The organism is Enterobacter sp. Lyrl_3 (assembly GCF_051948675.1).
Lineage (GTDB): Bacteria > Pseudomonadota > Gammaproteobacteria > Enterobacterales > Enterobacteriaceae > Enterobacter > Enterobacter cloacae.
The window spans coordinates 41,870-60,084 of record NZ_JAYJLI010000020.1; the positions used below are offsets into that span (position 1 = coordinate 41,870).

15 protein-coding genes and 3 tRNA genes are annotated in these 18,215 nt (G+C 56.1%); 9 read left to right on the forward strand and 9 right to left on the reverse strand.

Annotation, left to right across the window (positions count from 1 at the left end):
- Nucleotides 1-8: 8 nt before the first annotated feature.
- The 3 genes from amiB to nnr are packed head-to-tail and all read right to left on the reverse strand — an operon-like array spanning nt 9 to nt 3,340.
- The gene (amiB, locus tag VF709_RS22265) at nt 9-1,346 is read right to left on the reverse strand and encodes an N-acetylmuramoyl-L-alanine amidase AmiB (RefSeq protein ID WP_149896988.1); all 1,338 of its coding nucleotides are present in this window, start codon (nt 1,344-1,346) and stop codon (nt 9-11) included.
- A 16-nt stretch (nt 1,347-1,362) separates the two neighbouring features.
- Complete coding sequence (gene tsaE / locus VF709_RS22270) at nt 1,363-1,824, reverse strand: tRNA (adenosine(37)-N6)-threonylcarbamoyltransferase complex ATPase subunit type 1 TsaE (protein ID WP_013095283.1); 462 nt, start codon at nt 1,822-1,824, stop codon at nt 1,363-1,365.
- Nucleotides 1,817-3,340, reverse strand: a complete 1,524-nt coding sequence (gene nnr / locus VF709_RS22275; protein WP_023619488.1) for a bifunctional ADP-dependent NAD(P)H-hydrate dehydratase/NAD(P)H-hydrate epimerase — start codon at nt 3,338-3,340, stop codon at nt 1,817-1,819. The genes tsaE and nnr overlap by 8 nt, the downstream gene beginning before the upstream one ends.
- Here nnr and queG point away from each other — a divergent pair.
- The gene (queG, locus tag VF709_RS22280; RefSeq protein WP_013095281.1) at nt 3,339-4,478 is read left to right on the forward strand and encodes a tRNA epoxyqueuosine(34) reductase QueG; all 1,140 of its coding nucleotides are present in this window, start codon (nt 3,339-3,341) and stop codon (nt 4,476-4,478) included. The genes nnr and queG overlap by 2 nt on opposite strands.
- Nucleotides 4,479-4,748: 270 nt before the next feature.
- On the opposite strand, the gene VF709_RS22285 is transcribed toward queG, so the two are convergent.
- The 4 genes from VF709_RS22285 to orn all read right to left on the reverse strand — a co-directional run bounded on the left by VF709_RS22285 (nt 4,749) and on the right by orn (nt 5,808).
- Nucleotides 4,749-4,824: transfer RNA gene (locus tag VF709_RS22285), tRNA-Gly, on the reverse strand.
- A gap of 45 nt (nt 4,825-4,869) precedes the next feature.
- Nucleotides 4,870-4,945 (reverse strand) — tRNA-Gly (locus tag VF709_RS22290).
- A 45-nt stretch (nt 4,946-4,990) separates the two neighbouring features.
- A tRNA-Gly gene (locus VF709_RS22295) sits at nt 4,991-5,066 on the reverse strand.
- A gap of 196 nt (nt 5,067-5,262) precedes the next feature.
- Nucleotides 5,263-5,808, reverse strand: a complete 546-nt coding sequence (gene orn, locus VF709_RS22300; protein WP_029883867.1) for an oligoribonuclease — start codon at nt 5,806-5,808, stop codon at nt 5,263-5,265.
- 107 nt (nt 5,809-5,915) lie between these two features.
- On the opposite strand from orn, the gene rsgA reads away from it, so the two are divergent.
- The 3 genes from rsgA to mscM all read left to right on the forward strand — a co-directional run bounded on the left by rsgA (nt 5,916) and on the right by mscM (nt 11,376).
- The gene (gene rsgA, locus VF709_RS22305; RefSeq protein WP_013095279.1) at nt 5,916-6,968 is read left to right on the forward strand and encodes a small ribosomal subunit biogenesis GTPase RsgA; all 1,053 of its coding nucleotides are present in this window, start codon (nt 5,916-5,918) and stop codon (nt 6,966-6,968) included.
- Nucleotides 6,969-7,064: 96 nt separating this feature from the next.
- Nucleotides 7,065-8,033, forward strand: a complete 969-nt coding sequence (gene asd / locus VF709_RS22310; RefSeq protein ID WP_038984051.1) for an archaetidylserine decarboxylase — start codon at nt 7,065-7,067, stop codon at nt 8,031-8,033.
- A gap of 19 nt (nt 8,034-8,052) precedes the next feature.
- Complete coding sequence (mscM, locus tag VF709_RS22315; protein WP_029883866.1) at nt 8,053-11,376, forward strand: miniconductance mechanosensitive channel MscM; 3,324 nt, start codon at nt 8,053-8,055, stop codon at nt 11,374-11,376.
- A 43-nt stretch (nt 11,377-11,419) separates the two neighbouring features.
- On the opposite strand, the gene epmA is transcribed toward mscM, so the two are convergent.
- Nucleotides 11,420-12,397, reverse strand: coding sequence for an elongation factor P--(R)-beta-lysine ligase (epmA, locus tag VF709_RS22320; RefSeq protein WP_014830371.1), 978 nt, complete (start codon nt 12,395-12,397; stop codon nt 11,420-11,422).
- Nucleotides 12,398-12,706: 309 nt separating this feature from the next.
- On the opposite strand from epmA, the gene frdA reads away from it, so the two are divergent.
- From frdA to frdD, 4 genes are read left to right on the forward strand one after another with little or no spacing between them, the layout of a single operon-like run.
- Complete coding sequence (gene frdA / locus VF709_RS22325) at nt 12,707-14,497, forward strand: fumarate reductase (quinol) flavoprotein subunit (RefSeq protein WP_013095275.1); 1,791 nt, start codon at nt 12,707-12,709, stop codon at nt 14,495-14,497.
- Nucleotides 14,490-15,224 (forward strand): fumarate reductase iron-sulfur protein, encoded by a 735-nt coding sequence (frdB, locus tag VF709_RS22330; RefSeq protein ID WP_013095274.1) that lies wholly within the window; start codon nt 14,490-14,492, stop codon nt 15,222-15,224. Before frdA ends, frdB begins: the two co-directional genes overlap by 8 nt.
- Before the next feature lie 10 nt (nt 15,225-15,234).
- The gene (gene frdC / locus VF709_RS22335; protein WP_149896994.1) at nt 15,235-15,630 is read left to right on the forward strand and encodes a fumarate reductase subunit FrdC; all 396 of its coding nucleotides are present in this window, start codon (nt 15,235-15,237) and stop codon (nt 15,628-15,630) included.
- Between the two features lie 10 nt (nt 15,631-15,640).
- The gene (frdD, locus tag VF709_RS22340) at nt 15,641-16,000 is read left to right on the forward strand and encodes a fumarate reductase subunit FrdD (RefSeq protein ID WP_013095272.1); all 360 of its coding nucleotides are present in this window, start codon (nt 15,641-15,643) and stop codon (nt 15,998-16,000) included.
- Nucleotides 16,001-16,029: 29 nt separating this feature from the next.
- Here frdD and ampR read toward each other — a convergent pair whose 3' ends face one another.
- Nucleotides 16,030-16,905, reverse strand: a complete 876-nt coding sequence (gene ampR, locus VF709_RS22345) for a LysR family transcriptional regulator AmpR (RefSeq protein ID WP_013095271.1) — start codon at nt 16,903-16,905, stop codon at nt 16,030-16,032.
- A 132-nt stretch (nt 16,906-17,037) separates the two neighbouring features.
- Here ampR and blaCMH point away from each other — a divergent pair, with 132 nt between their 5' ends.
- On the forward strand, nt 17,038-18,183 hold the full coding sequence (gene blaCMH / locus VF709_RS22350; RefSeq protein WP_187170990.1) for a CMH family class C beta-lactamase: 1,146 nt from the start codon (nt 17,038-17,040) through the stop codon (nt 18,181-18,183).
- The last annotated feature ends 32 nt before the right edge of the window (nt 18,184-18,215 follow it).

Sequence of the window (18,215 nt, forward strand, 5' to 3'; positions counted from 1 at the left end):
AATTCTCCTTAGTTGGTCGCGGTCATCTCACCCGGCAGCACGGCGCTGGCCGTCTGGGCTGCACCGCCCTGCGGCGCAGACTGCAGCGGATGAGCCTCAAAATATTTACGCAGACCGTTATAAATCGCTTCGGCAATTTGCTGCTGATAGCTGTCGCTGCCCAGCAAACGCTCTTCGCTGTTATTACTGATAAAGCCCGTTTCCACGAGGATCGATGGAATATCCGGCGAACGCAGAACCCCAAGGCTCGCATGCTCCGGACGGCGTTTATGCAATGCCCCGATGCCTTGCAGCTGATTCAGTACGTTGGTGGCGACATCATACCCGACGCGCTGAGAATGACCGAACTGTAAATCGAGCACCGCCTGGCTGAGATACGGGTCAGACTGGCTGTTGGCCAGCACATCGCCCGCACCACCCAACAGTTCGGACTGCTTCTCATGCTCTTCAAGCCAGTTAGCCATTTCACTGTTCGCCCGACGGTTTGACAGCACCCACACCGATGCCCCCGTGGCGTTACGGTTTGGTGCGGCATCCGCATGAATGGAGACCAGGAAGTTAGCATTTTGCTTACGCGCCACGTCTGAGCGTCCCATCACGGAGATAAAATAATCGCCGTCACGGGTCATTACGCCCTTAAACATCGGGTCATTGTTCAACAGCGTCCGTAGCTTACGGGCAATGGCGATGGTCACGTTTTTCTCGCGCGTACCACCTGGACCAATTGCACCCGGATCCTGCCCGCCATGACCGGCATCAATGGCGATAATCACTTTATCACCGCTGACCACACGACGCGCGCTGGCCGCCGGGCGTGTCACGGTATTACTGCTGGTGACGCCGGTGATGCGATCGTTGTCGGTTTTAAACGGATTCCGCGCAGGTTCAGACGGGCGCGGGGTATAAACCGGCTCTTCCACCCGTTTCGCCACAACCGGCGGCGGTGGCGGTGGCGGAGGGGCATCGGCATTGATGGTAAAGACCACCGTATAATTCGCGCCGTTTTGCTGCTTCACCGCCCGCGTTTTACCCTTTTCGGTCAGATCGACCACCAGGCGCAATGACTGACTGTCTTTTGGCGTACCGGAACGAATACTTTTGACCAGGTTGTTACCGCTGAACTGCAAGGGCAACCCCTGGATCACACCCGTCTGTTTGATATCCAGCGCCACGCTGCGGCTGTCTGGTTGAGAAAAAGCATATTCAGGGTCGCCCATAAAACTGAACGTGATCCGGGCCTGGCTCTCCCCGTTAGACACCTGAATATCCGAGAGGCTTGCCGCACCAGCCTGCGCGCACAGCAGCACTGTGGCAGCCAATAACCAACCTTTAACGCGATTTATCATCCCGTCATCCCTACGCTCAACCGGCTAAACGCGCCAGTAAGGAACTGCCTGATGAGGAAACAGCACTGATGCGCGCCTCACGCCCTTGTGCCTGGTAATCTAAGTGAATTTCGACATCCGGGTCAGGCAACACACCCGCACCTTGTTGCGGCCACTCCACCAGGCAGATGGCATCATTGGCAAAATAATCACGGATCCCCATAAATTCCAGCTCCTCAGGATCCGCAAGTCGGTATAAATCGAAGTGATACACCATGAGATTTTCAAGAGTGTACGGCTCTACCAGCGTGTAGGTTGGGCTTTTCACATTCCCGTTATGGCCTAACGCCTGCAAAAAACCCCGGCTGAAGGTGGTTTTACCCGCACCTAAATCACCATAAAGATAAATGACAGTCGCCCCCTGACAGGCCTGCGCCACGCGCTTGCCGAGTTCTAAAGTGGCTTGTTCATCAGGTAAAGGAATCGCTCGATTAGTCATTTTCTACGTCAATCACATCCGGGTTAACAACACGCCGCAGCGTGCAAAAAAGATCGGTGGCCAGCATACCGCGTGTGCCATACCGTGCAGCCAGGCTGTCAGCCGCCGCACCGTGAGCCACGCAGCCGGCACAGGCTGCATCATAAAGGGGAAGTTTCTGCCCGAGCAATGCGCCGATGATACCTGAAAGCACATCGCCCATTCCGCCACTCGCCATGCCCGCATTTCCGGCATCAATAATGCCCAGTGCCTCATCGCTTGCGATGACGGTTCCCGCCCCTTTGAGAACGGCAACACCTCCGTAACGTTTTACCAGACGGCGAGCAGAAAGTAAGCGATCGCTTTCAATTTCTGCCACGCTGCAGTTAAGCAGCCGCGCGGCTTCGCCGGGGTGTGGCGTCAGGATGCGATTGTGACGCTTATCCGGGTTGATTGCCAGAAGGTTCAGCGCATCGGCATCCCAGAGCATCGGTTTACGAAAATTCTCGACCTTTTGCAGCGCCTGCTTACCCCAGGCCTGTTGCCCGAGTCCCGGGCCAATCACCACCACATCCGCCCACTCAAGACTCTCTTCAAGGGTCTGCGGCGTAAGCTCATGCACCATCAGCTCTGGTCGGGCCGTAATAATGGGCGGGATATTTTCACTGCGTGTCAGCACCCGGACCAGCCCCGCCCCGCTGCGCAACGCAGCTTCCCCCGTCATCCGGATAGCGCCGGCCGTGCCGTGATCGCCGCCAATGATGACCAGCCTGCCGTGGTCGCCTTTGTGCGACGTTGGCCGACGCGGCGGCAGCCAGTGGCTAAGTTGAGTAGCATCAAAGCGGGAAAGGTGTGTCTCCTGCCCGGCAAGCCAGCTCTCCAGCCCCAGGGCGTTATGGTGCAACGAGCCCACCACATCCCTCGCTTTCCCGGTGAGTAACCCGGGCTTTAGGGCAATAAACGTGACGGTATGCGCGGCCTGGATCACCGCTCCTGGCGTCGCACCGGTTTCCGCCATCAGACCAGAGGGAATATCCAGTGCCACCACCGGCGCGGTATGGGCATTGGCGCGCGCAATCAGAGCGGCTACGTTATCACGGGGCGCACTACGTAACCCCGTGCCCAGCAGACCATCAACAATCAGATCAACATCCTCTGGCCAGACGATATCGGATGCATGAATCACTCCGCCTGCATTAAGCCAGGCTTCCCGCGCGGCGCTGGCTTCTTCCGGCAGCGGCTTATCGCTCTCCAGCGCCAGTAACGTAACGCGGAGACCTGCCGCGACCGCCAACCGGGCGACAACGTAACCATCGCCGCCGTTATTGCCGTGTCCGCATAAAATGAGCCAGTGGCCGGATTGCGGATACGCACTACGAGCAATGTTGAATGCCGCCTCGCCCGCCCGTTGCATGAGCTCATAAAGGGTAATGCCAAGACTGTCTGCAGCCTCTTTTTCGGCGCGTCTGAGGTCATCCGCATGCCAGATGGAATGTGGTATACTTGCGGGGTTTTTCTTCACAGTATGGTCCGTCATGTCACAGCCCCTCGATCTCAATCAGTTAGCGCAAAAAATAAAACAGTGGGGTGCTGAACTGGGCTTCCAGAAGGTGGGGATCACCGACACCGATCTCTCCGCCAGCGAGCCAAAACTGCAGGCCTGGCTGGATAAACAATACCACGGCGAAATGGAGTGGATGGCGCGTCACGGCATGATGCGGGCCCGTCCACACGAGCTGTTGCCGGGTACGTTACGCGTTATCAGCGTACGCATGAATTATCTTCCCGCCAACGCGGCTTTTGCGCGTACGTTAAAAAACCCCTCTCTCGGTTACGTTAGCCGGTATGCCCTGGGGCGTGATTACCATAAGCTTCTGCGTAACCGGCTAAAAAAACTCGGCGAAACTATTCAGCAGCACTGTGTTTCGCTGAATTTTAGACCGTTTGTCGACTCCGCGCCTGTTCTTGAGCGCCCTATCGCTGAAAAAGCCGGGCTTGGCTGGACTGGTAAGCACTCACTTATTCTGAGCCGCGACGCAGGATCGTTCTTTTTCCTTGGTGAACTGCTGATTGATTTACCACTGCCGGTAGACGGCCCGGTAGAAGAAGGTTGTGGGCGCTGCGTGGCCTGTATGACTATCTGCCCGACGGGCGCTATCGTTGAGCCCTATACGGTGGATGCCCGACGCTGCATCTCTTACCTCACCATCGAACTGGAAGGGGCGATCCCTGAAGAATTCCGACCACTTATTGGCAATCGCATCTACGGCTGCGACGACTGTCAGTTAATTTGCCCGTGGAACCGCTACTCGCAACTCACGGACGAAGAGGATTTTAGCCCGCGTAAGGCGCTGCATGCGCCACAGCTCATTGAACTGTTTGCCTGGAGTGAAGCCTGGTTCCTGAAAGTGACGGAAGGTTCGGCCATTCGCCGTATTGGCCATCTGCGCTGGCTGCGTAATGTCGCCGTTGCGCTGGGAAATGCCCCGTGGGATGAAGCGAATATCCGGGCGCTTGAGAGCCGTAGAGGTGAGCACCCACTTCTCGACGAACACATAGAATGGGCGATTGCGCAGCAAATCGAGAAGCGAAATGCCTGCGTGGTTGAGGTACAACCACCGCAAAAACAACGCCTGGTGAGAGTGATAGAAAAAGGGCTTCCGCGGGATGCGTGAACTATTCACAGCCTGTGAATAAAATTACAAACTCAAGCAGCATCAGGGCTGGAGATGAGGTCAAGTGATCTCAATAACATTTTGAAATCAAATTTTCTCAAGCATATACAGCAAGTTACAGAGATACTATTCACCCTGCTAACTTTTTACACGGTTTCGGCCACACCCAAAATCTGTGGATAACTCTGTTTACAAGAGTATTTCGGAAGTAATAGAAAACGTCCCCAACGAATCTTACCGCTGTGGATATTTTTGATATCAAGAAGAATTTGGAGCGGGAAACGAGACTCGAACTCGCGACCCCGACCTTGGCAAGGTCGTGCTCTACCAACTGAGCTATTCCCGCTTGGGTGTTCTGAAGCTGTGCGTATCTTGCGATACTTTCAAATTTTGGAGCGGGAAACGAGACTCGAACTCGCGACCCCGACCTTGGCAAGGTCGTGCTCTACCAACTGAGCTATTCCCGCTTGGGTGTTCTGGTGCTGGCGTATCTTGCGATACTTTTCAAATTTTGGAGCGGGAAACGAGACTCGAACTCGCGACCCCGACCTTGGCAAGGTCGTGCTCTACCAACTGAGCTATTCCCGCAAATTTGTACTGCTTTTGTTGCTGTCGTAACGCGTATTTCTCTGTCGTTACGGGAGGCGCATTATACGAGAAATCCTTTTAGCTGCAACCCCCCTCAACGCGATTTTTTCGAAAATCAGTTCAAGTGCTTATTTAATCGGCAAGCTGAACAATTTAACGACAAAAACCCGGCCACGCAAGGCGCCAGGTCTCAAAATCACAGCTTAATAAAGTTTTCGCGATAGTACGTCAGCTCCGCGACGGACTCACGGATATCGTCCATCGCCTGATGCGTACCCTGCTTTTTAAAGCCATCGAGGATTTCGGGTTTCCAGCGGCGCGCCAGCTCTTTGAGGGTGCTCACGTCCAGATAACGGTAGTGAAAGTAAGACTCCAGCTCCGGCATGTACTTAAACAGGAAACGACGATCCTGGCCAATGCTATTACCACAGATAGGGGATTTGCCCGCCGGGACCCACTTTTTCAGAAACTCAAGCGTCGCCAGCTCCGCCTCGCGGTCGCCCATCGTGCTCGCCTTCACCCGTTCAACCAGCCCGCTGCCGGTGTGGGTACGCACGTTCCACTCATCCATCAACGCCAGCTGATCGTCGGACTGGTGCACCGCAATGGTTGGCCCTTCCGCCAGAATATTCAGGTTTGCATCGGTGACCAGCGTGGCAATCTCAATAATGCGATCGCGCTCGGGATCCAGCCCGGTCATTTCAAGATCGATCCAAATCAGGTTGTTTTCATCCGCGCTCATGTTATTTTCCACCCTTCTCGCATAACCGGCTGTAGCAGGTTAACTAGTATTAATTAGAGTGTATCATAGAGGTTTTGCCCCTTACGGGCGACCAGGAGCCAGCGCGATTGAGTAAAAATAAACTCTCCAAAGGGCAGCAGCGCCGCGTGAATGCCAATCACCAGCGCCGTCTTAAAACCACTTCGGAGAAGGTCGATTACGACGACAACCTGTTTGGTGAGCCGACGGAAGGCGTCGTCATCAGCCGTTTCGGTATGCATGCCGACGTGGAATCCGCCGACGGTGAGATCCACCGTTGCAACATTCGACGAACTATTCGTTCGCTGGTTACCGGCGATCGCGTTGTCTGGCGTCCAGGTAAAGAGGCGGCGGAAGGCGTAACGGTCAAAGGTATCGTTGAAGCGGTTCACGAGCGCACGTCGGTACTTACCCGTCCCGATTTCTACGACGGGGTAAAACCCATTGCCGCCAATATCAACCAGATCGTCATCGTCTCGGCGATTTTGCCCGAGCTGTCGCTCAATATTATCGACCGCTACCTTGTTGCCTGCGAAACGTTACAGGTTGAGCCAATCATTGTTCTGAACAAGATCGATCTGCTGGATGATGAAGGTATGGACTTCGTGAATGAGCAGATGGATATCTACCGCAAGATCGGTTATCGCGTGCTGATGGTCTCCAGCTACACCAAAGATGGCCTGAAACCCTTAGAAGAAGCGCTGACCGGGCGCATCAGTATCTTTGCGGGTCAGTCCGGCGTGGGGAAATCCAGCCTGCTGAATAATCTTCTCGGTCTCCAGCAAGAAATTCTGACTAACGATGTCTCTGATGTCTCGGGCCTGGGCCAGCACACCACTACCGCTTCTCGTCTCTACCACTTCCCGCATGGCGGCGATGTGATTGACTCTCCGGGCGTGCGCGAATTCGGTTTGTGGCACCTTGAACCGGAACAAATCTTCAACGGATTTGTCGAATTCCATGATTATTTAGGGGCTTGCAAATACCGGGATTGCAAACACGATAACGACCCGGGCTGTGCCATCCGCGAAGCGGTCGAGAAAGGTGAGATTGCGGAGACCCGCTTTGATAACTACCACCGCATTCTTGAGAGCATGGATCAGGTAAAAACGCGTAAAAACTTTTCTGATTCTGATAACTGACAACTAAGCTAAGCATCGCTAAAATCGTCCCCTTTTTTCAGGTTCCGGCTGATTACAGCCGGATCAGGAACGACAAAAAATGGCCTGGAGGCTACCTTGTTAAACGCATTTAAACTTTCGCTTCAATACATTCTGCCAAAACTGTGGCTCACTCGCCTGGCGGGCTGGGGCGCGAGCAAACGAGCGGGCTGGCTGACCAAACTGGTCATCGACCTTTTCGTAAAATATTACAAGGTCGACATGAAAGAGGCGCAGAAGCCAGATACCGCCAGCTATCGCACCTTCAACGAATTCTTCGTGCGCCCACTGCGTGACGAAGTCCGCCCGGTTGATACCGATCCTAACGTGCTGGTCATGCCTGCAGATGGCGTGATTAGCCAGTTGGGTAACATCGAAGACGACAAAATCCTGCAGGCAAAAGGCCACAACTACAGCCTGGAAGCGCTGCTGGCGGGCAACTACCTGATGGCGGATCTGTTCCGCAACGGTACCTTCGCCACCACCTATCTCTCTCCGCGTGACTATCACCGCGTGCACATGCCGTGCAACGGGATCCTGCGTGAAATGATCTACGTGCCGGGCGATCTGTTCTCCGTGAACCACCTGACCGCGCAAAACGTTCCCAACCTGTTCGCGCGTAACGAACGCGTCATCTGCCTGTTTGATACTGAATTTGGCCCAATGGCGCAGATTCTGGTGGGTGCAACGATTGTCGGCAGCATCGAAACGGTCTGGGCTGGAACCATCACCCCGCCACGTGAAGGCGTGATCAAACGCTGGACCTGGCCTGCCGGTGAAGAAGAAGGCGCGGTCGCTCTGCTGAAAGGCCAGGAGATGGGTCGCTTCAAGCTGGGTTCCACGGTTATCAACCTCTTTGCCCCTGGCAAAGTGAAACTGGTTGAACAGCTCCAGAGCCTGTCGGTCACCAAACTCGGCCAGCCGCTGGCGGTCTCGACTGAACCTTTCGTGACGCCGGACGCAGAGCCTGCACCGCTCCCGGAAGAAGAGATCAAGGCCGAACTTGACGCCAGCCCGCTGGTTGACGACAAAAAAGACGAAGGCTAACAACAGAAGGAACGCTGACGTGCGCCCGATTATCGTACTACTGATGGCCTGGTGCCTCAGCATGGGGGCGTACGCAGCGACAGCCCCCGACGCAAAACAGATAACCCAGGAACTGGAGCAGGCGAAAGCGGCAAAACCCGCTCAGCCAGAGACCGTGGAGTCGCTCCAGTCTGCACTGAATGCGCTTGAGGAGCGGAAAGGCTCCCTCGAGCGCGCTCAGCAATATCAGCAGGTTATCGACAACTTCCCCAAACTCTCGCAAACGCTACGCAATCAGTTGAGCAATCTGCGCGATGAACCGCGCGATGTGCCTGCTGGCATGACCTCTGACGCGTTGAATCAGGAGATCCTGCAGGTTAGCAGTCAGCTTCTGGAAAAGAGCCGTCTGGCACAGCAGGAGCAGGAACGCGCACGTGAAATCGCCGACTCGCTGAGCCAGCTTCCGCAACAGCAAACCGATGCCCGCCGTCAGCTCAACGAGGTTGAGCGCCGTATCGGTACCCAAACGGGTAACACACCGCAGAACCAGGCGCAAAATCTGTCGCTTCAGGCTGAATCAGCCAGACTTAAAGCACTGGTCGATGAACTGGAGCTGGCGCAGCTCTCGGCAAACAACCGCCAGGAGCTGTCGCGGATGCGCTCCGAACTGGCGCAAAAGCAGAGCGAACAGCTCGATGCTTACCTGCAGGCTTTACGTAATCAACTTAACAGCCAGCGCCAGCGTGAAGCTGAGCGCGCGCTGGAAAGCACCGAGCTGCTGGCAGAAAACAGCGATAACCTGCCAGCGGGCATCGTTGACCAGTTTAAGGTTAACCGTGAACTCTCTGCTGCACTGAATCAGCAGGCGCAGCGTATGGATCTGGTGGCGTCCCAGCAACGTCAGGCCACCAATCAAACCCTTCAGGTTCGCCAGGCGCTCAACACCCTGCGCGAGCAGTCTCAGTGGCTGGGCTCGTCCAACCTGCTGGGAGAGGCATTACGCGCCCAGGTTTCACGCCTGCCGGAGATGCCAAAACCGCAGCAGCTGGATACCGAGATGGCGCAGCTGCGTGTTCAACGCCTGCACTATGAAGACCTTCTCAATAAACAGCCGCAAATCCGCCAGATCCGTCAGGCCGATGGGCAGCCTCTCACCAGCGAGCAAAACCGTATTCTGGAAGCCCAGTTGCGGACCCAGCGCGAGCTGCTGAACTCCCTGTTACAGGGCGGGGATACGCTGATTCTGGAGCTGACCAAGCTGAAGGTCTCCAACAGTCAGCTGGAAGATGCGCTGAAAGAGGTGAACGAGGCAACGCACCGTTATCTCTTCTGGACCTCTGACGTGCGCCCAATGACCTTCTCATGGCCAATCGAGATCGTTCAGGATCTGCGCCGTTTGATCTCGCTGGATACCTTTAGCCAGCTTGGAAAAGCCAGCGTGATGATGCTCACCAGCAAAGAGACCATTTTCCCTCTTCTGGGCGCGTTGATTCTGGTGGGCTTTAGCATTTACTCACGCAGACACTTCACCCGCTTCCTGGAACGCTCCAGCGCCCGGGTGGGTAAGGTTACGCAGGATCACTTCTGGCTGACGCTGCGTACCGTGTTCTGGTCAATACTTGTCGCCTCGCCGCTGCCGGTCCTGTGGATGACGCTCGGTTATGGACTGCGGGAGGCCTGGCCCTACCCGCTCGCGGTCGCCATTGGCGATGGCGTGACCGCTACCGTCCCCCTGCTGTGGGTAGTGATGATTTGCGCCACGTTTGCGCGACCGAATGGTCTGTTCATTGCTCACTTTGGCTGGCCGCGTAACCGCGTGGCGCGCGCCATGCGTTACTACCTGATGAGCATCGGGCTGATTGTGCCGCTGATTATGGCACTGATCATGTTTGATAATCTCAATGACCGGGAGTTTTCGGGATCGCTGGGCCGTCTCTGCTTTATGTTGATATGCGGTGCGCTGGCCATCGTCACGCTCAGCCTGAAACGGGCTGGTATACCGCTCTATCTGGATAAAACCGGCAGCGGCGACAACATGTTTAACCGCATGCTCTGGAACCTGCTGCTGTGCGCCCCCCTGGTTGCCATGCTGGCAGCAGCGGTGGGTTACCTGGCGACCTCGCAGGCACTGCTGGCGCGACTGGAAACCTCCGTTGCCATCTGGTTCCTGCTGCTGGTGATCTATCACGTCATCCGCCGGGGGATGTTGATCCAGCGACGCCGTCTGGCGTTTGACCGCGCCAAGCACCGTCGGGCAGAGATCCTCGCCCAGCGTGCGCGAGGCGAGGATGAGCCAAACCACGTCAACAGCACCGAAGGCACGATAGATGCGGACGAGGTTGAGCTGGATCTCGACGCTATCAGCACCCAGTCTCTGCGTCTGGTACGCTCCATCCTGATGCTGATTGCGCTGCTGTCGGTGATCTTCCTGTGGTCAGAAATCCACTCCGCGTTTGGTTTCCTGGAGAACATCTCGCTGTGGGATGTGACGTCCACGGTGCAGGGTGTGGAGAGCCTGGAGCCCATAACCTTAGGTGCGGTGCTGATTGCCATTCTGGTGTTGATCATCACCACGCAGCTGGTGCGTAATTTCCCGGCACTGCTGGAGCTGGCGCTGTTGCAGCACCTGGATTTAACTCCTGGTACGGGCTATGCCATTACCACCATCACCAAATACCTGATTCTGCTCTTTGGCGGGATGGTGGGGTTCTCTATGATTGGTATTGAGTGGTCTAAATTGCAGTGGCTGGTTGCCGCGCTGACGTTTGGTCTGGGCTTTGGCATGCAGGAGATTTTCGCTAACTTTGTGTCCGGCCTGATTATCCTGTTTGAAAAACCGATTCGTATTGGCGATACGGTGACGATCCGCGATCTGACAGGCAGCATCACCAAAATCAACACCCGCGCCACCACGATCAGCGACTGGGATCGCAAAGAGATCATCGTGCCCAACAAGGCGTTTATCACCGAGCAGTTTATCAACTGGTCGCTGTCAGACTCCGTCACGCGTGTGGTACTGACGGTACCGGCGCCCTCGGATGCCAATAGTGAAGAGGTCACACAGATCCTCTACACCGCCGCCGAACGCTGCACGCTGGTCCTTGATAACCCGGCGCCGGAAGTGTTCCTGGTCGATCTCCAGCAGGGTATCCAGATTTTCGAATTGCGTATTTACGCCGCCGAAATGGGGCACCGTATGCCGCTACGCCATGAGATCCACCAGCTGATTCTGGCTGGCTTCCGTGAGCACGGTATTGATATGCCGTTCCCACCGTTCCAGATGCGTCTGGAAAGCCTGGACGGACTTAAGACAGGAAAAACATTAACCTCTGCGGCGCGTAAACGCCCGGCGGGGAGTTTGTAAGCCAGCCAGTACCCCCTCTCCCATGGGAGAGGGGGTACTGCCGTCAGGCTCGATCGACGGTAAAAGCAATCACATCGCCCAGCTGTTCCGCGCCCAGCGCCAGCATCACCAGACGATCCACACCCAACGCCACGCCAGAACAATCCGGCAGACCCGCTTTCAGGGCCTCCAGCAGGTTAGTATCAATAGGCTGCTGCGGCAGACCGCGCGCGGCGCGCTTGCGGTTATCCTGCTCAAAACGCTGCTGCTGTTCGCGGGCGTCGGTCAGTTCATGGAAGCCATTCGCCAGCTCAATGCCCTTGTAATAGACCTCAAAACGCTCCGCCACGCGGTGATCTTCAGTGCTGATCTGCGCCAGAGAAGCCTGGCTTGCCGGGAAGTGGTAGACGAAAGTCGGACGATCTTTGCCAATCTGCGGTTCAACCCCAAAGGTGAAGAGCAGTTGCAGCAGCGTGTCGCGATCTTCTTCAGTATCCGCCACGTTGCTCAGATCCAGTTTTGCCGCGACTTCGCGCAGCTGGGTTTTATCCGCTGACAGTGGATCAATTTCCAGATAACGCTGGAAAGCCTGCTGATAAGAGAGCGTTTCCGCTTCTGAGCAGTCGAGAACCTGCTGCAGCAGATCGTCTACCTCGTTCATCAGGCGGTACATATCGTAATGCGGACGGTACCACTCCAGCATGGTGAATTCCGGATTATGGTGACGCCCCATCTCTTCATTACGGAAACTGCGGCACAACTGATACACCGGGCCACACCCTGCCGCCAGCAGGCGTTTCATGTGGTATTCCGGGCTGGTCATCAGCCAGAGGTTCATGCCCTGTGAATGGCCGGGGCCAACAAAACGGGTTTCAAACGGCACCAGATGAATATCCGTTACCGTAGCCTGACTCATGCACGGCGTTTCCACCTCAAGGACTCCGCGGTCGGCAAAGAAGCGGCGAATCTCCGCCATAATTGCAGCGCGTTTCAGCAGATTGGGGATGGATGCGCTCGGCTGCCAGGTGGCCGTTTCGCTCATGGGTAATTCTCCGATTTCAGACAAGGGCACGAAGTCTACTCGTTAGCACGGACAGAGACAAATTTTGCGCAATAAAAATCGCATTTCATTTAGGGCAACTATCACGTGACGGAATTCATCATTCACGATGATAAATCACCGCACAGAACAGCAAAAAAATCGAACACGTCAAATTTCCCTGCCGTTCGCGCGGTTATACTTCTTTACCCATAAAGGAGCAGTGGAAACGCTTTCGCAATCGTCCTTGCGGACAGGTGGGCTACCTTTAGTTTATCGCGTTGCGAAATAACAAAAATCTGGAGGAATGTCGTGCAAACTTTTCAAGCCGATCTTGCCGTAATAGGCGCTGGCGGAGCGGGATTACGTGCTGCGATTGCTGCAGCACAGGCTAATCCCAACGCTAAAATCGCACTGATTTCAAAAGTCTATCCGATGCGCAGCCACACGGTTGCCGCAGAAGGAGGATCCGCCGCCGTTGCGCAGGATCATGACAGCTTCGAATACCATTTCCACGACACGGTTGCAGGGGGCGACTGGCTTTGCGAACAGGATGTCGTTGACTACTTTGTACATCACTGTCCAACGGAGATGACCCAGCTTGAACAGTGGGGCTGCCCGTGGAGCCGCCGTCCGGACGGCAGCGTCAACGTTCGCCGCTTCGGCGGAATGAAAATAGAACGCACCTGGTTTGCCGCTGATAAGACCGGCTTCCATATGCTGCACACCCTGTTCCAGACCTCCCTTCAGTTCCCACAAATCCAGCGTTTTGACGAACATTTTGTCCTCGATATTCTGGTCGATGACGGTCACGCGCGTGGTCTGGTGGCGATGAACATGATGGAAGGCACGCTCGTGCAGATCCGCGCTAACGCGGTGGTGATGGCAACGGGCGGCGCGGGCCGGGTTTACCGCTACAACACCAACGGCGGCATCGTCACCGGTGACGGTATGGGCATGGCGCTCAGCCACGGCGTACCGCTGCGCGATATGGAATTTGTCCAGTATCACCCTACCGGCCTGCCGGGTTCCGGCATTCTGATGACGGAAGGCTGCCGCGGCGAAGGCGGTATTCTGGTCAACAAGAATGGCTACCGTTATCTGCAGGATTACGGCATGGGCCCGGAAACGCCGCTCGGTGAGCCGAAAAACAAATACATGGAGCTCGGCCCACGCGACAAAGTGTCTCAGGCCTTCTGGCATGAGTGGCGCAAAGGCAACACGATCTCCACGCCGCGTGGCGATGTGGTCTACCTCGATCTGCGTCACCTCGGCGAGAAGAAACTGCTGGAACGTCTGCCGTTCATCTGCGAGCTGGCAAAAGCCTACGTGGGTGTCGACCCGGTGAAAGAGCCGATTCCGGTACGCCCAACAGCGCACTACACCATGGGTGGGATCGAAACCGACCAGCAGTGTGAAACGCGCATCAAAGGGTTGTTCGCCGTCGGCGAATGCTCCTCTGTCGGCCTGCACGGTGCCAACCGTCTCGGGTCAAACTCGCTGGCGGAGCTGGTTGTCTTTGGCCGCATGGCGGGCGAACGCGCGATGGAGCGTGCCGCAACGGCGGGCGAAGCCAACGGCGCAGCACTGGACGCGCAGGTCGCTGACGTTGAGAAACGGCTGAAGGATCTGGTCAACCAGGAAGGCAACGAAAACTGGTCGAAAATCCGCGACGAAATGGGCATGTCGATGGAAGAGGGCTGCGGTATCTACCGTACACCAGAGCTGATGCAGAAAACTGTCGATAAGCTGGCGGAACTGCAGGAGCGTTTCAAACGCGTGCGCATCACCGATACCTCCAGCGTGTTCAACACCGACCTGCTTTATACCATCGAGCTCGGTCACGGCCTGAACGTCGCGGAATGTATGGCGCACTCTGCGCTGGCGCGCAAAGAGTCACGCGGGGCGCATCAGCGTCTTGATGAGGGCTGCACCGAGCGTGACGACGTCAATTTCCTGAAACACACCCTCGCCTGGCGCGACGCGGATGGCACCACTCGTCTGGACTACAGCGACGTGAAGATCACAACGCTGCCACCGGCTAAACGCGTTTACGGCGCAGAAGCAGAAGCCGCCGAGAAGAAGGAGAAGGCGAATGGCTGAGATGCAAACACTGAAAGTTGAAGTGGTGCGCTACAACCCGGAAGTGGACACCGCGCCACACAGCGCTTTCTATGAAGTGCCCTATGACGAGCAAACCTCTCTGCTGGATGCGCTCGGCTATATCAAGGATAACCTGGCACCGGACCTGAGCTATCGCTGGTCCTGCCGCATGGCCATCTGCGGCTCCTGCGGCATGATGGTGAACAAAGTACCGAAACTGGCCTGTAAAACCTTCCTGCGTGATTACACCAAAGGCATCAAGGTTGAAGCGCTGGGCAACTTCCCGATTGAGCGCGATCTGGTGGTCGATATGACCCACTTTATCGAAAGCCTGGAAGCCATTAAGCCGTACATCATTGGCAACCCGCGCACGCCGGATCAGGGACCGAATACCCAGACACCCGCCCAGATGGCGAAATACCATCAGTTCTCCGGGTGCATCAACTGCGGTCTTTGCTACGCCGCGTGTCCACAGTTTGGCCTGAACCCTGAGTTCATCGGCCCGGCGGCGATCACGCTGGCGCACCGCTACAACGAGGATAGCCGCGACCACGGTAAAAAAGAACGTATGCCGCAGCTTAACAGCCAGAACGGCGTCTGGAGCTGTACTTTTGTGGGCTACTGCTCCGAAGTCTGTCCGAAGCACGTCGACCCGGCCGCCGCTATTCAGCAGGGTAAAGTGGAAAGCTCGAAAGACTTTCTTATCGCCACCCTGAAACCACGCTAAGGAGTGCATGATGACGACTAAACGCAAAGCCTACGTGCGGCCGATGCCGTCCACCTGGTGGAAGAAACTGCCGTTTTATCGCTTCTATATGCTGCGTGAAGGCACTGCGGTGCCTGCGGTCTGGTTCAGCCTTGAACTGATGTATGGCGTCTTTGCCCTCAAACATGGTCCTGAAACCTGGGCCAGTTTTGTCGGGTTCCTGCAAAACCCGATCATCGTGATCCTGAACCTGATTGTGCTCGCGGCCGCCCTGCTTCATACCAAAACCTGGTTTGAACTGGCGCCAAAAGCGGCGAATATTATCGTTAAAGGCGAAAAAATGGGGCCTGAGCCGGTCATTAAAGGGCTTTGGGCAGTGACGGCAGTGGTCTCTGTGGCCATTCTGTTTGTCGCACTGTTCTGGTAAGGAGACTATTGTGATCAATCCAAATCCAAAACGTTCAGACGAGCCGGTCTTCTGGGGCCTCTTTGGCGCAGGCGGCATGTGGAGTGCCATCATTGCACCTGTCATTATCCTGCTGGTCGGCATTATGCTGCCGCTGGGGCTGTTCCCCGGTGATGCGCTGAGCTATGAGCGCGTCCTGGCATTTGCAGGTAGCTTTATTGGCCGGGTATTCATCTTCCTGATGATTGTCCTGCCGCTGTGGTGCGGCCTGCACCGTATCCATCATGCGATGCATGATCTGAAGATCCACGTACCGAGCGGTAAATGGGTGTTCTACGGTCTGGCAACCATCCTGACCGTGGTCACACTGATTGCCGTAGTCACTATCTGACACACCAGGCCCGCCCTCCGGCGGGCCTGTTATTTCTGCATCTTCCCCACCAGCCACTGAGCAAATTCACGCATTGCCGGGGTTTGGGCGCGTGACTGCAGCCGCGTTAGCCAGTAACTGCCAAGATCAATCTGCGTCGTAAACGGCTGCACAATGCGCTCGCTGTTCAGCAGATGGGTAAACATATCGACAGGGGCGATAGCAATGCCTGTGCCTGTCTGTGCGGCCTCCAGCATAGTGACCGACGAATCAAACACCATCACCCGATGCGTGGGTGAAGGCGGGTTTTCTCCGGCGGCCTGCATCCAGGCTGTCCACTCATCGCGCCGGTAAGAGCGCAGCAGGGTAAACTTCAGGATATCGGCAGGGGTGTGCAGCGCGGCTGCAATGTCCGGCGTGCAAAGTGGTGCCAGCGGCGCTGAACAGAGGAACGTCGCCTCCGTGCCGTGCCACGCTCCCCCACCGTAGCGAATGGTGTAATCAAGCCCCTCAGCTGCCGGATCGACGCGATTGTTGTGCGTGGAAAGCTGAAGATCGATATGCGGATAACTGCGACGGAAATCATCCAGCTGTGAGAATAACACCCCAGTGGCAAAGGTCCCCACCACGCCAATTTTCAGCTTCTCCTGCGCCCGATGGTTAGCAAAGCGATCCAGCATGCCTGCGATACGATCGAAGGAGTCATTCAGCACCGGCAGCAGATTCTCGCCTTCGGTGGTTAACATCAACCCGCGCGAAACGCGGACAAACAGCTGGCAGTTAAGGTGTTGTTCCAGCGCCTTCACGTGCTGGCTAATCGCGGAATGGGTCACATTCAGCTCAATCGCGGCATGAGTAAAACTGAGGTGCCTGGCGGCGGCTTCGAACGCCCGAAGCGAATTAAGAGGGAGATAGCTGCGTGTCATGGTCCCTTCCGTTAGAAAAATTAACAGCTAATGCTAAATTTAACCGTTTGTCAGCCTCAGTCAAATCACCCAGACTACGAACGTCTGACGGGCCCGGACATCCCCTTGACTCGCTATTACGGAAGATAACTGATGATGAAAAAATCCCTAAGCTGCGCCCTGCTGCTCAGCGTTGCCTGCTCTGCTTTTGCCGCGCCGATGTCAGAAAAACAGCTGGCTGACGTCGTGGAACGTACCGTTACGCCCCTGATGAAGGCGCAGGCCATACCCGGAATGGCCGTGGCCGTCATTTATCAGGGCCAGCCACACTATTTTACTTTCGGTAAAGCAGACGTCGCGGCGAATAAGCCCGTCACGCCGCAAACCTTATTTGAACTGGGCTCCGTCAGTAAAACCTTCACCGGCGTGCTGGGTGGCGATGCCATTGCCCGCAAAGAGATTTCGCTGGCCGACCCGGTCACGAAATACTGGCCTGAATTGACGGGCAAGCAGTGGCAAGGCATTCGCCTGATCGACCTGGCAACCTATACCGCAGGCGGATTGCCGTTGCAGGTACCGGATGATGTCACCGATAACGCCTCTCTGCTGCGTTTCTACCAGTCCTGGCAGCCAAAGTGGGCCCCGGGTACCACGCGTCTGTACGCCAACACCAGCATCGGTTTGTTTGGCTCACTGGCCGTTAAACCGTCCGGCATGCGCTTCGAGCAGGCCATGGCGGAGCGGGTCTTTAAGCCCCTGAAACTCAACCATACGTGGATAAACGTTCCACACGCTGAAGAGCCGCACTACGCATGGGGTTATCGTGAGGGAAAAGCGGTCCACGTTTCGTCTGGTATACTGGATGCAGAAGCCTATGGCGTGAAATCTAACGTCAAAGATATGGCGAGCTGGGTGATGGCCAATATGGCACCTGAGACACTCCCGCAGTCCACTCTGCAGCAGGGTATTGCGCTGGCGCAGTCTCGCTACTGGCGCGTGAGTGCCATGTATCAAGGGTTAGGCTGGGAGATGCTCAACTGGCCGGTCGACGCCAAAACCGTGGTGGATGGCAGCGATAATAAGGTTGCACTGGCGCCGTTGCCGGTCGCAGAAGTGAATCCTCCGGCTCCGCCAGTAAAAGCCTCCTGGGTGCATAAAACGGGCTCTACGGGTGGGTTTGGCAGCTACGTGGCGTTTATTCCTGAAAAACAGATCGGTATTGTGATGCTCGCAAATAAAAGCTATCCGAACCCGGTACGGGTGGAAACGGCTTACCGTATTCTCGAGACGCTACAGTAAACCTTTGCCGGGTGGCGCTGCGCTTACCCGGC

What these genes read in the sequence shown, in the direction of transcription:
- amiB (WP_149896988.1), bottom strand. Translation starts at nt 1,346, where the DNA reads ATGATAAATCGCGTTAAAGGTTGGTTATTGGCTGCCACAGTGCTGCTG.
- tsaE (WP_013095283.1), bottom strand. Translation starts at nt 1,824, where the DNA reads ATGACTAATCGAGCGATTCCTTTACCTGATGAACAAGCCACTTTAGAA.
- queG (WP_013095281.1), top strand. Translation starts at nt 3,339, where the DNA reads ATGTCACAGCCCCTCGATCTCAATCAGTTAGCGCAAAAAATAAAACAG.
- nnr (WP_023619488.1), bottom strand. Translation starts at nt 3,340, where the DNA reads ATGACGGACCATACTGTGAAGAAAAACCCCGCAAGTATACCACATTCC.
- orn (WP_029883867.1), bottom strand. Translation starts at nt 5,808, where the DNA reads ATGAGCGCGGATGAAAACAACCTGATTTGGATCGATCTTGAAATGACC.
- epmA (WP_014830371.1), bottom strand. Translation starts at nt 12,397, where the DNA reads ATGAGCGAAACGGCCACCTGGCAGCCGAGCGCATCCATCCCCAATCTG.
- frdB (WP_013095274.1), top strand. Translation starts at nt 14,490, where the DNA reads ATGGCTGAGATGCAAACACTGAAAGTTGAAGTGGTGCGCTACAACCCG.
- frdC (WP_149896994.1), top strand. Translation starts at nt 15,235, where the DNA reads ATGACGACTAAACGCAAAGCCTACGTGCGGCCGATGCCGTCCACCTGG.
- ampR (WP_013095271.1), bottom strand. Translation starts at nt 16,905, where the DNA reads ATGACACGCAGCTATCTCCCTCTTAATTCGCTTCGGGCGTTCGAAGCC.
- blaCMH (WP_187170990.1), top strand. Translation starts at nt 17,038, where the DNA reads ATGATGAAAAAATCCCTAAGCTGCGCCCTGCTGCTCAGCGTTGCCTGC.